General features: G+C 35.0%; 13 protein-coding genes. 10 read left to right on the forward strand and 3 right to left on the reverse strand.

The window, feature by feature from the left end:
* Nucleotides 1-21 precede the first annotated feature (21 nt).
* A complete protein-coding gene (locus KKI44_RS15530) occupies nt 22-1,134 on the forward strand; it encodes an LptF/LptG family permease (protein ID WP_214588198.1) in 1,113 nt (370 codons plus the stop codon).
* On the opposite strand, the gene KKI44_RS15535 is transcribed toward KKI44_RS15530, so the two are convergent.
* On the reverse strand, nt 1,128-1,841 hold the full coding sequence (locus tag KKI44_RS15535; RefSeq protein ID WP_214588199.1) for a biotin--[acetyl-CoA-carboxylase] ligase: 714 nt from the start codon (nt 1,839-1,841) through the stop codon (nt 1,128-1,130). The two genes, KKI44_RS15530 and KKI44_RS15535, sit on opposite strands and share 7 nt — an antisense overlap.
* 86 nt (nt 1,842-1,927) lie before the next feature.
* Between KKI44_RS15535 and rsfS the strand changes: the two genes are divergently transcribed.
* The 6 genes from rsfS to KKI44_RS15565 all read left to right on the forward strand — a co-directional run bounded on the left by rsfS (nt 1,928) and on the right by KKI44_RS15565 (nt 8,498).
* Nucleotides 1,928-2,290 carry a ribosome silencing factor gene (gene rsfS, locus KKI44_RS15540; RefSeq protein ID WP_214588200.1) on the forward strand — a complete coding sequence of 121 codons (363 nt, stop codon included), beginning with the start codon at nt 1,928-1,930 and terminating at the stop codon, nt 2,288-2,290.
* Between the two features lie 23 nt (nt 2,291-2,313).
* Nucleotides 2,314-4,326 carry an ATP-dependent zinc metalloprotease FtsH gene (gene ftsH, locus KKI44_RS15545; protein WP_214588201.1) on the forward strand — a complete coding sequence of 671 codons (2,013 nt, stop codon included), beginning with the start codon at nt 2,314-2,316 and terminating at the stop codon, nt 4,324-4,326.
* Nucleotides 4,327-4,462: 136 nt separating this feature from the next.
* The gene (locus KKI44_RS15550) at nt 4,463-5,044 is read left to right on the forward strand and encodes an LUD domain-containing protein (RefSeq protein ID WP_214588202.1); all 582 of its coding nucleotides are present in this window, start codon (nt 4,463-4,465) and stop codon (nt 5,042-5,044) included.
* A 24-nt stretch (nt 5,045-5,068) separates the two neighbouring features.
* Entirely contained in the window at nt 5,069-5,941 is an 873-nt protein-coding gene (locus KKI44_RS15555) for a phosphatidate cytidylyltransferase (RefSeq protein ID WP_214588203.1), read from the forward strand.
* 4 nt (nt 5,942-5,945) lie between these two features.
* Entirely contained in the window at nt 5,946-6,602 is a 657-nt protein-coding gene (locus tag KKI44_RS15560) for a phosphatidylserine decarboxylase family protein (protein ID WP_214588204.1), read from the forward strand.
* 315 nt (nt 6,603-6,917) lie between these two features.
* Nucleotides 6,918-8,498, forward strand: a complete 1,581-nt coding sequence (locus KKI44_RS15565) for a hypothetical protein (protein WP_214591209.1) — start codon at nt 6,918-6,920, stop codon at nt 8,496-8,498.
* Between the two features lie 152 nt (nt 8,499-8,650).
* Here the strand turns inward: KKI44_RS15565 and KKI44_RS15570 are convergent, their stop codons facing one another.
* Nucleotides 8,651-9,001: a winged helix-turn-helix transcriptional regulator gene (locus KKI44_RS15570; protein WP_214588205.1), complete on the reverse strand. Its 351-nt coding sequence runs from the start codon at nt 8,999-9,001 to the stop codon at nt 8,651-8,653.
* Nucleotides 9,002-9,890: 889 nt separating this feature from the next.
* On the opposite strand from KKI44_RS15570, the gene KKI44_RS15575 reads away from it, so the two are divergent.
* From KKI44_RS15575 to KKI44_RS15585, 3 genes are all read left to right on the forward strand, one after another.
* Entirely contained in the window at nt 9,891-10,895 is a 1,005-nt protein-coding gene (locus KKI44_RS15575) for a helix-turn-helix domain-containing protein (protein WP_214588206.1), read from the forward strand.
* Between the two features lie 397 nt (nt 10,896-11,292).
* Nucleotides 11,293-12,267, forward strand: a complete 975-nt coding sequence (locus KKI44_RS15580) for a helix-turn-helix transcriptional regulator (protein WP_214588207.1) — start codon at nt 11,293-11,295, stop codon at nt 12,265-12,267.
* A gap of 167 nt (nt 12,268-12,434) precedes the next feature.
* The gene (locus KKI44_RS15585) at nt 12,435-14,231 is read left to right on the forward strand and encodes a hypothetical protein (RefSeq protein WP_214588208.1); all 1,797 of its coding nucleotides are present in this window, start codon (nt 12,435-12,437) and stop codon (nt 14,229-14,231) included.
* Between the two features lie 188 nt (nt 14,232-14,419).
* On the opposite strand, the gene KKI44_RS15590 is transcribed toward KKI44_RS15585, so the two are convergent.
* On the reverse strand, nt 14,420-16,258 hold the full coding sequence (locus KKI44_RS15590) for an ABC transporter ATP-binding protein (RefSeq protein ID WP_214588209.1): 1,839 nt from the start codon (nt 16,256-16,258) through the stop codon (nt 14,420-14,422).
* Between the last annotated feature and the right edge of the window lie 46 nt (nt 16,259-16,304).

A 16,304-nucleotide genomic window follows, 5' to 3' on the forward strand; every position in this document is an offset into this window, starting at 1 on the left:
TAAAAATAAAAACGCAGTAAAATGCTTAAAATAATAGACCGATATATCGTTAGAAAATACCTTGGAACATTCAGTTTCATGCTGATATTGCTGTCTATTGTTGTTTTGGTGATCGACGTACAGCAGAAAATTCCAAGAATTGAAAATGCAACGGCGCTGGATCCAAAACTTAATGTTACGTACTTTCTGATTCATTTTTATCCTTTCTGGATCGTGAATCTGGTCATGACGTTCCTTTCGATTCTCGTCTTTATTTCGGTGATTTATTTTACCTCAAGAATGGCGAATAATACCGAAATTGTTGCCGTCATCAGTAGTGGAGCGAGTTTTCACAGGTTTGCAAGACCGTATCTGCTTACGTCGCTGTTTATTGCAGTTTTGTCATTGGGAATCAATCACTTTTTACTTCCCTGGGCGAATATTCAGAAAAATCAGCTTGAAGCCTATACCTACAATGCAACCAATAAAGAGAAGGTTTTAGGAACGGCTCCCGTTTCTGCGCAATTAAGCAAAACGGAGTATATCTTTATCAATTCATGGAATAAAAGAGAAAAAAGAGGTTCGGGATTCGTCTATCAGAAGTTTGATAAGGATAGAAGAATGACGTACGAGTTAAAGGCTTCCGATGTTTCGTGGGATAAAGACAAAAAAGAATTTGTACTGAATTCCTACACGGAAAAAACCATCAATAAAGACGATACAGAAAAGTTGTCCAGCGGTTTCGATCTGAAGAAAAAATACGGTCATGATCCGGAAGAGCTTTTCCCCAATGAACTTTTAGGGCAAAATAAAACAACACCGGAACTGATAAAATTCATCAAAAGAGAAACTGAAAAAGGTAACAGCAACTTGAATGCGCACTTAAACGAGCTTCACCAAAGAACTTCGATGCCATTTTCCATCGTTATTCTTACGTTTTTGGCGTTGTCGCTTTCTTCACAGAAAAAACGAGGCGGATTGGGGATTAATTTAGCTTTAGGGATTTCTTTAGCCTTTGTTTTCGTATTTTCCTTTGAAGCTTTAAAAGTGGTTTCGGAAAATAAAAGTATTTCGCCGGCTTTGGCAATGTGGCTTCCCAATATGATCTTTTTCCCGCTTGCTGCTTTTCTTTACATTAAAAGAGCGAATCAGTAAAGTAATTTTATTTCTTTGTGATAGAAAGATTGTAGTCCGTCATTTTCAAGATCAATCCAGAGTTCACCATTTTCATCAGCCTTTTTGATGATGCCATTTTGGCGTGTTTTCTCAAGTTCGAACACCGATATTTCGTCTTTGCGAAACAGGTTTTCATTGAAAAGTTTGAGAATTTCCTCTTCCGAAGGAATATTTTTCAGTTTTTCGATTAAAAAATCATGAAGTTGTAAAGTGAAATCATTCAGGTCAAAACTTCTTCCGGTCTGCGTTAAAAGCGATCCTGCATTGGGAATTTCAAATTTTTCCTGAAGAATATTAAATCCGGCTCCTGCAATGAAATATTGATTTTGATTAAATTTTTTCTTTTCAATCAGGATTCCGACGATTTTTTTACCTTTAAGAATCATATCATTCGGCCATTTTATTTTCACATCGCTGTCAGTCAAATTGGCAAGGAAATCTCTTATGACAATTGCGGTATAATAATTGAACATAAAATCCGAGACTGTAAAGTGTTCAGCTTTTACAGCAAGAGTATATGCCAGATTTTTTTCAGCCGTTGAAGACCATGTATTTCCGTACTGTCCGCGACCTTTCGTCTGATTGAATGTGTGAAGTGCAATAAAATCTGAATCTTCATAAAGTAAAAACTTAGATATTTCGTCATTAGTAGAAGAACATTCTTTCAGATAAAACAGTGCGCTCATTTAAGAAAACTTTAAGACTTTAAAAGGCTAAAAATAAGGCTAAAGTAAAAGAAAAACAATAAATTTGCAGATTATAGTATTTTTTAATGAATAAAACAGTAGAAAAACAAGCGCTAATAGATAAAATTGTAGAGGCTATCCAGGATGTAAAAGGTGAAGATATCATGATCTTTGATCTTTCCAGTATCGAAAATTCAGTAGCAGAAACGTTCATCATTTGTAGCGGAAACTCAAATACGCAGGTTTCGGCGTTAGCGGGAAGTGTAGAGAAAAAAGTAAGAAACGACCTTAAAGACAGACCTTGGCACGTAGAAGGTACCGAAAACTCTATGTGGGTTTTGGTAGATTACGTTTCCGTGGTAGTCCACATTTTCCAGAAAGAAGTAAGAGAGTATTATGATATTGAAGAACTTTGGGGAGATGCTGTGATTACGAAAATCGAAAATTAATTATTAAATTTTAAAAAGTATAAATGAACAATAAAGGATTTAACTGGTTTTTTCCTATCATGATTGTGGCACTTGTGCTGTTCTTTGTAGCCAATTCTATGGGCGACAGCAGCGGTAAGACAATCGATGAAGATGGTTTCTTCAGAGAAATGCAGGCAGGAAAAGTCCAGAGAGTTTTAATTGACAAACAGGCTCAGAAAGCCGATGTATTTTTAACACAGGCTGCGAAAACAGCAACTGTAAAAAAAGACGATAAATCGAATCCTTTTTCGGGGCTTGTAATGGCTCCAAAGGCAGATTACTCGCTTAAATATGGAGATCTTAGACTTTTCCTTGAAAAATTTGATGCCATCAGAATGCAAAATCCGGCGATAAAAACGTCTAAAGATTATGCGGAAGGCGAAAGCCCGTTAACGAGCTTTTTAATTCAGGCATTAATCTGGATTGCAATTCTAGGGATCTTTTATTTCCTTCTTTTCAGAAAAATGGGAAGCGGAGGCGGACCCGGCGGACAGATTTTCTCCATCGGAAAGTCGAAAGCAAAACTTTTTGACGAAAAAGAAAGAATTCAGGTAACATTTAAAGATGTTGCAGGTCTTGAAGGAGCGAAAGAAGAAGTTCAGGAAGTGGTGGATTTCCTTAAAAACTCAGAAAAATATACCAAACTGGGAGGTAAAATTCCGAAAGGAGTTCTTTTAGTGGGTCCTCCGGGAACCGGTAAAACATTATTGGCAAAAGCAGTAGCGGGAGAGGCGAAAGTTCCTTTCTTCTCGCTTTCAGGTTCAGATTTTGTGGAAATGTTTGTTGGGGTAGGAGCTTCAAGAGTAAGAGACCTTTTTGCTCAGGCAAAAGCAAAATCTCCTGCGATTATCTTTATTGATGAGATCGATGCCATCGGACGTGCAAGAGGAAAAAATAATTTCTCTGGCGGAAACGACGAAAGAGAGAACACGCTGAACCAGCTTTTAACTGAAATGGATGGTTTCGGAACCGATACCAATGTTATCGTAATGGCTGCTACCAACAGAGCGGATATTCTGGATAAAGCGTTAATGAGAGCCGGACGTTTTGACCGTTCCATTTATGTAGACCTTCCGGAACTGCACGAAAGAAGGCAGATTTTTGATGTTCATTTAAAGAAAATCAAACTTGATGATACTGTAGACAGAGAATTCCTGGCAAAACAAACACCGGGATTCAGTGGAGCAGATATTGCGAATGTTTGTAATGAGGCTGCCTTAATTGCAGCAAGAAATAACCACGCTTCGGTAACGAAACAGGATTTCCTTGATGCGGTAGACAGAATTATCGGTGGTCTTGAAAAGAAAAATAAAGCCATCAAACCTTCTGAAAAAAGAAGAGTTGCTTATCACGAAGCTGGACATGCTACGATTTCATGGCTGGTAGAACACGCTTCACCACTATTGAAAGTAACGATTGTTCCGAGAGGACGTTCTTTAGGTGCGGCTTGGTATCTTCCGGAAGAAAGACAGTTAACAACTACAGAACAAATGCTGGACGAAATGTGTGCAACATTGGGAGGTAGAGCAGCAGAGCAGGTGATATTCAATAATATTTCCACCGGAGCGCTTTCTGATCTTGAAAGTGTAACCAAAAGAGCTCAGGCAATGGTAACTATTTATGGTTTGAGTCCGAATATTGGAAATATCTCTTATTATGACAGTTCAGGTCAGTCTGAATATTCTTTCGGAAAACCTTATTCTGAAGAAACTGCGAAGAAAATTGATATTGAGATCAAAGGAATTATCGAAAATCAGTATGACAGAGCGGTTCAGATTTTAACTGAAAATAAAGATAAGCTTGATGCTCTGGCAAATAAGCTTTTAGAAAAAGAAGTAATCTTCCGCGAAGACCTTGAAGAAATTTTCGGAAAGAGAGCATGGGATCCTGAATTAACAGAGAAACCTGTTACCAATACGATTCCGGATGCTAAGGAACCGCAAGAACAGATTCTGACTAAAGAAAAAGAAGGAGACAGTGAAATTCAGGCTCCTGAAAGCCCGACACAGCTTTAAAATTTCTTTAAATTTAAATAACACAAAACCTGACAGTTCTGAAATTGTCGGGTTTTTTTATATTTCTCGGTATGTTTTTGGATTTCTATACGATTAATTTATATTTTTGTATAAAGTTGACTAAAAATAGATCAAATTGAATTTATTTAAGAAGATTGTAAGCAAACTTACGAACCAGCCGGAGCAGGATGAAAGACAAAGCCTGGAAAAGCTAGGGGATTCGCTGAAAAATGCGGATCTCGATTATAAGTTTGCCCAACTGTTTACGCATTCCGGAGGTTTTTTTAATTACTGTGCAGATGAAGCGGAGGCGTTACAGACTTTGAACCAGATTATTAAAATTGAAGGGATACATAATATGTTCTGTTGGGATAAAGACCTTCAGAATTTCCTGAATGTCGTAAAAACGCCTTATACTTCCGAACTCCAGAGCAATAACGATGCAAGTTTCATTACCTGCGAATATCTTATTGCGTACGACGGAAGAATTATGCTTTCTCACAATAATATCCTTCATTATCATTCTTCCAGACTGCCGGATAAAATTATCATCATGGCGAATATTTCACAGATTGTGAACAACCTGAATGATGCGATGGGAAAGATCAAAAGAAACGGAAATATCAAAAATCTGACTTCCATCAGCGGTGGACAGTCGAAAATGGATACTTCTTCCCATACCAACACAAAACTGTTTTTATTGTTGCTTGAAGATTAAGCATCAGATTTAAAATTTAACATCTTGGACAAAAATCTCATTCAAAGAACCTTATCAGGAATTGTTTACGTAGCAGTTATTATTCTTTGTACCACTCCGCTTGGAGCTCATTTAATCAACAGTATTTCGCCGGATCTCGTGAAGCAGCAATATCTGTACTACGGATTAATCACTCTTTTAATGGGAGTCGGTTCTTGGGAATGTTTTAAAATCATGAAATTCGGGAAAGGCTATGAACGGTTTGTTGTTTTCCCTTTGGTAATTTTTATTTTTTATGTATTCTCGAAAAGGTATTTCAATTTTGATTTCTTTTTCGATTTCAGACTGAGTGAAATCCTTGCAATGGCTCTTATTGTGATTGCTGCCGTTACTTTATTTAAATTCCCGAACGAATTATATTTTGACAGCGGAAAGCTTATTTTCACGGTAATTTATGTGGCACTACCTTTCAGCTTTGCTTTGGGGCTTCCCAAATTTAGAAGCTATGATAACAGTTTTTCTTTAGAAGTTCTGTTTCTGTTTATCCTGATCTGGAGCAGTGATACTTTTGCGTATTTAACCGGAAAATTCTTCGGTAAACATAAAATGGCGCCTAAAATTTCTCCTAAAAAAACATGGGAAGGTTATATTGGCGGTGTTGTTCTTACTTTAATCCTGTCTTACTTTGTAGAACATTATCATCCGGATCTTCGCGGAAACTGGATGGTGGTAGGTTTTCTGGTGGCTGCTTTTGCGCCGATCGGGGATTTGGTGGAGAGCCAGCTGAAAAGAAATTTTGCCGTGAAAGACAGCGGAAACATCATTCCGGGACATGGAGGCGTATTAGACAGACTGGATAGTTTCATTATTTGTGTTCCTGTCGTATATTTGTACTTTATTTTAGAAAAATTTATTTAATCTCATGAAATTACACAGAGAATCAAAAGGAACTATTACCGTTGCGACTATCCTGTTCATCATTTTGGGTGCGCTGGCTATTTATTTTCTTGAAATGTGGTCATTGGTGATCATTCTGCCTTTATTGGTAATCTACAGTTTAGTATTTTGGTTCTTCAGAGTTCCGAATCGTGAAATTCTCGATCACAAAGAGAATGTGATTGCTCCGGTAGACGGAAAAGTAGTAATGATAAAAGAAGTTGAAGAGGATGAGTTTATCAAAGGAAAAGCCATTCAGGTTTCTATTTTTATGTCTCCGCTTAATGTACATATCTGCCGATATCCGGTTTCAGGAAATGTAATTTATAAGAAATACCATCCGGGAAAATATCTTGTAGCATGGCATGAAAAATCTTCTACGGAAAACGAGAGAACAACCGTTGCGGTGGAAAGTTTAACCAATCATAAAGTGGTTTTCAGACAGATTGCAGGATATGTGGCAAGAAGAATTGTTTTCTACTGTAATGAAGGCGATGCTGCAAAAGCAGGGCATGAATTCGGTTTCATTAAATTCGGTTCCAGAATGGACGTATTTCTTCCTTTAGATACAGAAATTGTATGTAAAATTGGTGATATCACGAAAGGAGGTCTTGATGTAATCGCCAGAATGAAGGATGAATAGAAATTGATACAAAATTATTATAATACAAAGAGAGGTTTTTCAGCCTCTCTTTTTCTTTTTCAAAAATCAATATCTGAAAGGATTTCCAAATTTTTTTGAAATTTAAATTTAAAAAAAAGCTTTAAATATTTTAACCTATCAAAAATGATAGGTATTGGTAGAGATTGATATATACTATAATTTTGTCTCATTAAGTGTGAGATAATCAGGTGAATAATAATGAGTTTATGCATTATTACGGCATGATTCAATTCATCTAATTTTCTTTTATGTAATTAGCAGCTTTTTTAATAACCTTAACTTAAACACTACGAAATGAGAAATTTTTATATTTTTTATCTGATCGGGCTGAGTTGTTCTTCTTTTGCCCAAGTGGGAATTAATACGTCATCTCCTGAGGCGACGCTGGATATCAGAGGAAAAAACGATACCGGAAATGCAGGGGTAGCCGTTCCCGGTGTTGTACACGGTAAAGATGGTATTCTTGTTCCCAGAGTTACAGCACTGAATGTAAACGGTACTGTGAATGGACAGCTGGTATATCTAATAAACAATTCCGGCATTTATAATAAAGGATTTTACTATTGGGACGGAATCTCTTCCTGGGTAGGTTTAAGCGGGGGAGGAAGTGCCGGAGATCTTACAAATGATGCATTTGTAAATGACAACACCAACCAGATGGTAAAACTGGGAACTAAATCTGACGGATCTACCGTAAGACCATTAAATACCGCCTTTGTTATAAAAGATAACGGAAATCTGGGGATTGGAACTGAGACTCCGAATACATCGGCATTATTAGATTTAACTGCCGCAGATAAAGGTATTTTAATTCCTAGAGTAGCTCTTACAAGTACCACAGATATTGTTACCATCCCTAATCCATTAACCAGTATGTTAGTCTATAATAACGGATCAGCAGCTTTAACTTATAAAGGATTTGTTTTTTGGAATGGAACCGAATGGAGAACAATTAATAATCAATCTACAAAAGCGCCTACCATAACTTCTTTAACCTGCAACGCTGCGACTTTATCTCCTGCAACCTATACCAGCGGGGTAGCTTATAATGGGATTTTAAAAATCCCGTATACAGGAGGTAACGGCGGTCTCTATCAGGAAGGAACTACAGTTACCGTAAATGGATTGAACATAAAACTTCTTCCGGGAGAGCTTGCAACAGGCAGTGGCCAGCTTTCTTTCTCAGTCTGGGGAACACCTTCTGTTTCTTCCCCTACAGCAATTACTTTTCCTATACAAGGGAGTTCCGGCAATGGTTTAGTGCCGTTTCTTACCAGTGGTCAGAATTGCAGTGCTGCAGTAGGCGATCAGGTTGCCGCTGAATACAGCCAATCGATCACTTTGGGACCTTTGGTTTCAACAAATGATCCGGCTCCCGGATATCACAAATATGTTACCTCTCCCGATGGAAAATTTTCTGTCAGAATATTTGTACAAGATGGAGTTAGTAACCTAAATTCAGGCGTAAACTTACAGATAAGAAGTAACTCCGGTACACCAAGTATTTTCTGGAATGGTTCAACCCAACGTACAACTGCTAATTCCAGTAATCCAGAGACTGTATCTGCTTATAACGATAATCCTTTTCCTCAGGCAGGAAAATGGTATGGAGGTGATGGGACTGCTTTCGGAGGTCCTTTTCAGGAAGGTGTTTTAGCAGCTTGGGGAATTTCGAATCTTTATAACGGAAATAAGCCTGAATTCAGAACCTACACATGGACCACAAATGATAATGCTCAGGTTGCCTACGTATTAACGTGTATGTTTTCAAATAATGATGCTGCTGCGATTGGTTTAGATGCAACCACATGTCCTAATGGTACCTGTTCAACTACAAAAGCATATCTCAGAATTGAACAGTTCAGAGTTCCATAATGTTCAGAGTTCTTAGAAAACAAATATAAGCTCTTAATGTTTATCCTTAAGAGCTTTTTCCGTGAAAGACTATAACGTTGAAGGAAATCCCGAGATCAATGTATTGTCAATCTTTCTGCTGAATTTCGTGGAAGAAGGTCGGTAAAATTTCATCAGATGTTTTTATTTTGTTGTTCTAATATAAGATTTCCCCAGTTATCCATAGCTTCCAGTAAAGGAATAAGTGTTTTACCAAAATCGGTTAAACTGTAGATTACTTTTAATGGAGGTTTCTTTCCGTAAACTTTTCTTGAAACCAGACCATCATCCCGTAATTGTTTTAAATATAAGCTTAAGGACATATCTGTAATAAAATCCATCTCGTTTTTAAGTTCAGTGTAGCGTCTTTCACCATCTTTTAGATGGTATAAAATTAAAGCTTTCCATTTACCGCCTACCAAATCCATTACTAAACTTATGGTAGAAGGATATAATTTACCTTTTATTTTAATGTTTTTGCTCATTGTTTTTTGACTTTTTTTGATAGCCATTGCGCATGAAATGATAGAGCCAAATGGATTTTGCAAGCATATTCTGAAACAAAAACAGCGCAGACTATTTATTACCAAATTATTATAAAAGAAAGTCTAAACTTTGCTCAATAAAGTTCACAATACTTTCATTAAAACACGAATTATATGGTAAAATACAATTGTAGTTTTGATAATATATTGATATGAAAAGTGGAAATTATTTAACGGCAGTATTTAATATTGAAATTATACATACACTTGAGTTAACCTCATTGTTTGATCCATTTGTAAAAGTAAATACAAATAAAAACTAAAATGTAAAAATAAACGGAGGATTGATGAATGAGTTCATTTACTGTCTAAAATATTGTAAAACAGTAGTTTTTGTAAATATTTCGTTTTGTTAAAGTAGCATTTTTTATCTTTGTTTTTTACTAAATAGTTTAATTTATTACCTTGGAAAAATTTCATTTGGGTGACATAATTTTAAAACTGTTATTTTTGTTTTGCTTATTTATAATTTCAGAACTATTTAATATTTACACTAAGAACAACAATGAAAAAAAATATTATTCCCTCTATTTTAATATTTTCAACGGTCTTTTTCGCTCAAGTAGGAATTAATACATGTAATCCGAAATATTTTATTGGAGCAAACTCTAAAAATGATTCTTTCATAAATTGTAGAGGCTGTGAGCTGCAGTTAAATTTACAGACATTCTATATCGAACAGATAAGTAGCAGTTATTAAGATATAGATTAGAAAAAAATAAAAATAAATACTATAATACTGATAGACATTAATAAGAACTCCATTTCACTAAAATTTTATGTTTAAATTTTCTGTTTATTTAATAAAGTATATAGGCACTTAATATTTATGAATTATAGTAAGGAAATTCTGTATAATAAACGTCAGGTATTCATCAGACAATATTTGTGGATTAAATTATTTTTAGATTTAGTAATTATAACGATAAAAATTTTAGATTTTTATTTCTATGGTATTGTTACCAAATACAATACCCTGCTTGCGCTAGTAAGTTTTTTATCGTCTTTGATTTTGCTGTGGAAAATAGATTTTTTAAATAATTTCAAATTCAAACATCTTGTTAATTTTAACAACTGCGTTCAGATGGCAATGATCGTATATAATTCAATATCTAAATTTCCGGATTTTCCAATTACTCTTATTTATTTAATTTTATTCCCTATATCTTTTTCTTATGTAAATAATTTTAAATATACTTTTCTTTATTCTGCATTTTTTTTTGTTGTATTTCTATTGGTGTACAGCTCTTTCGAATGGAACAGCTTCCCGAGTTGGAAAAGCAAGGACGTTAATACTGTTTTTTTTCTATGGATTTATAATTTATTTTCTTTATACTTCCACTTTTTCTTCTTCCTCTTTCTGTTAACATTCCATATCTATTATGCAATAGAATTTAATAGTGTAAAAATTCAGAACAATTTTGAACAGAAAAATGAAACTTTAGAGAAAGAAACTCCATTATTACCTGTCTCCGAAGTAAAAGAAGATAAATTAATGCTTTTATACAGACGGATTATTGATTATACCGAAAAGGATAAATTTTACCTGAATTCTAATGCCAGTATTTATGACTTAACACAGGCGTTAAACACCAACAGAACTTATATTTCAGCAGCTCTGAACCAAAAAGGGAAAACCAACTTTAATGATTTTATCAATTCCTACAGAATAAATTTTGTTATACAGGAATTTGAAAAAGATATTCATAAAAAATACACTTTAAAGGTTATCTATACAAGTGCAGGCTTCGTTCATCAATCTCAGTTTAACAGAGCTTTTAAAAAAATTATGGGCAAATCTCCCAGAGAATATTTAAAAGAGATAAACGGCTAAAATCAATTTTAAAAGTCAAAACACTTTCTGTAAAGGTTTAAAAGGCTACGCTTTACTACGCGTGAGTAGAATTGAGTATTTGTAAAAACTTAAAAACTGACTGCAATAGCTAATTTTGCAGAAAAATTCATTAGTTGTTTTTTTGATTTGCTAGAAATAAAAAATAATATTTTCAAAATTATAGTAAATATTTAATTATTTATATTTGTAATGTAGAGTTTTGATATAATTAAATAGCTGATCTTCAATTATTTTAAATACAAATCATTTTAAGATTGATATTTTCAGAATCAATTCGTTGTTTTCTGTAAAATTTGTTTATAACTAAGAATAATTTGGGTATTGTATAGAATAATTGTACAAATAGCTACTTGAACTACAAATAAAAAAACATAAAATGATTTACAAGCTTATCTTCAATAAAGGAGAGAGAAGTAATTTTGAAAATGATTATAACCAACTTATCAATCGTTATTTATTTTTTCTTTTTTTTCTTTTTCTATTCTATGCTATCTTTATCATTACTTTTTTCAGGGATATTATTATTTCTATATTCCTTATTACTATTACCTTATTCTGGATTCTTTTAATCTCAATTAAAGATAAAACCACAACATTTCGTAAAACCCTCAAATTCGGAGTGGTAGGCATTTTGGTTTTACTTACCCTTATTGTAAGTTTTTTTAATATTTACAGTTCAAAAAACGTTGGAGTAGAATACTTTTATTTCAGTATTCTCTTTGCAATTCCTTTCTTTTTAAATTACAGAAAAAACAAAAAAGAAATTTATTTTCTGACTTTTTTTATCAGTTTTAATTTTATTGCCTGCCTTTATTTTGATTTCAGCTTTTTACCGAGAAGTAAGTTTTTGAAAGAAAAGGATTACTCTACCATAAAGCTGCTTAACATTTTATTTTCTGTCGTTTCTTTTTTAATGGATATTGTTTTTATAAGCCAAAAAGACGAGTTAATAAATGGACTTCTCGAAAACACACAAATTAAAGATTCAACCATTGAAGATTTGATGAAGACCAATTCTAGATTAATGAAAAGTCAGATGCAGGCTAATCAGCTTACCGATGAAAATATTGATGAAATATTCAGACTGGCAGAGAAAAATTCGGTAATGTTTTTTGAGAGGTTTCAGGTTTTCTTTCCGGGTTTTATTCCGGGAATTTTACAGATTAACCCTAATCTTATTCATTCTGAATTGTATTTCTGTGCATTAATGAAACTGGATTTCGATACGAAAAAAATTGCTCAGTGTACTAATAACAGCATAAGAGCAGTAGAGAGTAAAAAATACAGAATACGGAAAAAACTGAATATTCCTTCGGATGTCAATATTAATAGTTTTCTTATGAAGATATAACTATTCGTCATTATGATTTCTCTTCAGATATTGAAAAACAGTAAGTTTTACTACGTACGCGTGATATTGCGTGCCACAATTTGCTAATAAACGAGCTAATAGATGATAACTTTGCTTCTGCTTATAAAATAAATATTTTATTTCAAATTTTAATCCATAAATAAAACATGATGAATACAAAATCTACAAAATTTCTGGTAAGAACTCTGTTTTTTGCCCTGTTCTTCTCTTTCGGAAACTTTTTCGCCCAAAACAATGGTGCTGTAGGGATTAATACTGCTTCTCCCAACCCAAATTCTGTATTAGACGTTGTTTCCGTCAATAATAACAAAGGTATTTTAATTCCCCGTCTTACAGTAACACAGCGGGATGCAATTACCATCAATCCCGCGAATGATGACGGTCTTACGGTTTACAATACTACAGAAGACTGTCTTAATTACTGGAGTCTTGCAGACAATGAATGGAAAAGCGTCTGCGGGCAAATAGGAAAGTCTGTTTTTACAATAGATTGTGCGAATACAAAAGCCAGTGGTACTTATATTCAGGGAAAAACACTTAACACATCACATTATCTTACAGTAACCGTAAATGTCACCAAAAAAGGAAGCTATACGATTACGGGAACCACAACCAATGGTTATAATTTTTACGCAACAGGTGTTTTTCTAAACACAGGAATACAGACAGTGCAGGTTGCAGGGCAGGGAACACCTTCTGCGGTTCAGTCTGATACTGTTCAGTTGTTTGCAAACGGTGTAAGTGTAAGCTGTACACCGGCAGTAACGGTGAATGTACTGAGTTCAGCAGCAACCTATTCTGTCTCATGCGGAAGCGCAACAGTAAATGGCGTTTACACAAAAGGAACGGCTCTCGGTGCAGGCAACACGATAACACTACCTGTTACAGTAACGGCGTTGGGAAGTTATTCTATCACAACAAATACAGTAGACGGAATTTCTTTCAGCGGATCAGGAATATTTACTGCCACAGGAAATCAGAACATAACATTATCCGGCACGGGCAAACCAACATCCACAGCTGATAAAGTAATGACGATTACATCCAACAGTGCGGATGGTGAATCTACCTGTAATGTAACGGTAGTAATGACAATACCATCGAAGAAAATTTTACACATCGGATTAGAAACAGTTTACGGCTACAGTGCTTTTACAGGGCCATCGAGAAGTTTAATGGATTCTCCGACAAACTTTGGAACTTCAGCAGCCAGTGTTGTAAAATCCGGCGGCTATACTCATACTTCTTTAGGCGGTGCACCTTCTAATGCAACATTATTAGCAGCACTGAACACCAAACCGGATATTGTTATTATCAGCTATGCTTATACACCAGATGCAACAGCTTCGGGGTATATTGCAAATTATTTAAATAATAAAGGGGTTGTAATTGCGTTTGAGGATGATGCTGCTTCTTCCCAAAATATGATGCGTGCAATTTTCTCTGATCCTACTATTTCAGCAGCTAATGGAGCAGGAGCTGGTTCGGTATATGCTCTTGTAAATACAAATGATCCGATACTTAACGGACCTTTCGGAGATGTGAGAGGAAAGAACTGGGGAGAAGACGCTTCTACAACGGTTAATATTACAGGTCTTACCAGTGGATTTATTCCTTACAGTTATGCACAGCCAATTAACAGCACAACTCCCAGAACGGGAATTTCAGGATTAAGACACAGTTCGCTTAATTTTATCTGGTTTGGAGACGGTGGATTTTTAAGTAACGAAAATGCCAATGGTAATCAATATCCAAGTAATACTATTGAGCCATTTGTTGCGCCAAGTTCAGGAGGATATTTGCCGGTACAAAAGTCGACGTATGGATATGCAGGCAACGGATATGCATTGGGAGGAATGCAGGTACAGAATTCTATCATCTTTGCAAATGCTTTAGCATGGGCAATAAAGCAGGCAGAAACCAATGGGATAAATACCCAATAATAAGCACAAATTACTATACATCTAAAGCTTCAGTAATTGGTTTTACTGAGGCTTTTCTGCTGTAAGTTAAGACATTGAATACACTTTAGTATAGCTGAAAAGTATCAAATCTTTTAACTTGAAAAGAGTATTTCCAAAGGAATTTAAAACCTCTCGAAATACTCTTTCTTGATATATTTTTTATGATATTAATCGAAGTTCTGCAGTTCCACAAGTTTGTGATAAACTCCTTTTTTCGCAATAAGATCATGATGCGTTCCCTGTTCTACAATATCTCCTTTTTCCATCACCACAATCCAGTCAGCTTTTTGAATAGTGGAGAGCCTGTGCGCAATAACAAGAGACGTCCTGTTTTCCATCATTTTTTCGAGTGCATCCTGAACAAATCTTTCCGACTCCGTGTCCAGAGCAGAAGTTGCTTCATCCAGAATCATAATCGGTGGATTTTTCAATACAGCTCTCGCAATGGAAACCCTCTGTTTCTGACCTCCGGAAAGCTTTCCTCCGTCATCTCCGATATTAGAATCATATCCGTCAGGAAGATTCGTAATAAAGTTATCTGCATTGGCAATTTTGGCAGCAGCAATTACCTCTTCTCTTGTTGCTTCAGGTTTCCCCATCAGAATATTATTGTAAACCGTATCGTTAAATAATACAGATTCCTGAGTAACCATCCCGAGAAGTTTACGGTATTCTTTTAATCTTAAATTTTTAATATTTACACCATCAATCAGAATTTCACCTTCAGAAACATCATAAAATCTTGCCAGAAGATTCGCGATCGTTGTTTTTCCGCTTCCGCTTTGTCCGACAAGAGCTACCGTTTTTCCTTTAGGAATACTTAAAGAGAAATTTTTAAGAATAGCATGGTCTTTATCGTAGTAAAAACCGATATTTTTAAATTCAATAGCTTTATTAAGTGTTGAAATACTTACAGGATTAGCAACTTCTTCAATTTTCACGTCTGCTTCAAGAATTTCCAATACTCTGTGTAAAGAAGCTTCTCCTTTCTGTACGTTTGAAATTGATTGAGATAAACTCTTTACCGGAGGTAAAATCTGGAAGAACATTCCTAAAAAAACCAAAAAATCCTGAGGAGCAATGCTGTGTTCCACAACGATCTGTTTCCCGCCATACCATGCAATGATTAAAAAAGTAACAGAACCCAGAAATTCGCTGATTGGCGACGCGAGTTCTTTCTTTCTTCCCAATCGTATCGAACTGTCGATCCATCTCTGCATAGAACCCATAAAACGGTTATCCATAATCTTTTCTGCACTGAAAATCTTAATTACTTTTGAAGACTTTAAAGTTTCATCAACAATAGAAAATATCGTTCCCATTTCGTTCTGCGCTTCGTGAGAATCTTTTTTAAGACTTTTCCCGATTAACGCGATTAAAGTTCCCATAACCGGTAAAACCAGAAGAGAAAAAAGCGTTAATTCAGAACTTAGCAGAAACAAACTTATTAAAGTACTCACAAGCATAAACGGAGCGTTAATCAGTTCCACTAAACTTCCTAAAATACTGCCTTCCACTTCGCCTACGTCATTGGACATACGCGACATCATATCTCCTTTTCTGCTCTCTGTAAAAAATGAAACCGGCAAAGCTAAAACCTTACGATACATTTCTCCGCGCAGATCTTTTGTAACACCGACACGGTAATTAATCAACAGAAAAGATCCTAAATATCTGAAAAGGTTTCTCAGCAAAAACATAAATGCCGTGATGACGCAGAGCCATGCCAAAACATTCAGCGTACCATAATCATCCACCAAAGTCTGAATATAATAATTAGAATAATTTTTCAGGTACGGAAATAAATCTGTAAGGTTTCCGGAATATACAGGAGCAGATTCAAAATCTTCTCTTTTAATAGTTCCGAAAAGCATGCCCAAAACAGGAAGAATCGTTCCTAATGAAGCAATCTGAAATACAGAATATAATAAGTTGAAAAATAAACTTCCGAAAATATATTTCTGATGAGGTTTTGCGAATTTTAATATTTTTTTATATTCGTTCATTCAATGAAAAAATTGGATAGCAAAATTACGTAATTTAAATGATAAG

The sequence above is a fragment of the Chryseobacterium sp. ZHDP1 genome, from assembly GCF_018603435.1.
In the GTDB taxonomy this organism is placed as follows: domain Bacteria; phylum Bacteroidota; class Bacteroidia; order Flavobacteriales; family Weeksellaceae; genus Chryseobacterium; species Chryseobacterium indicum.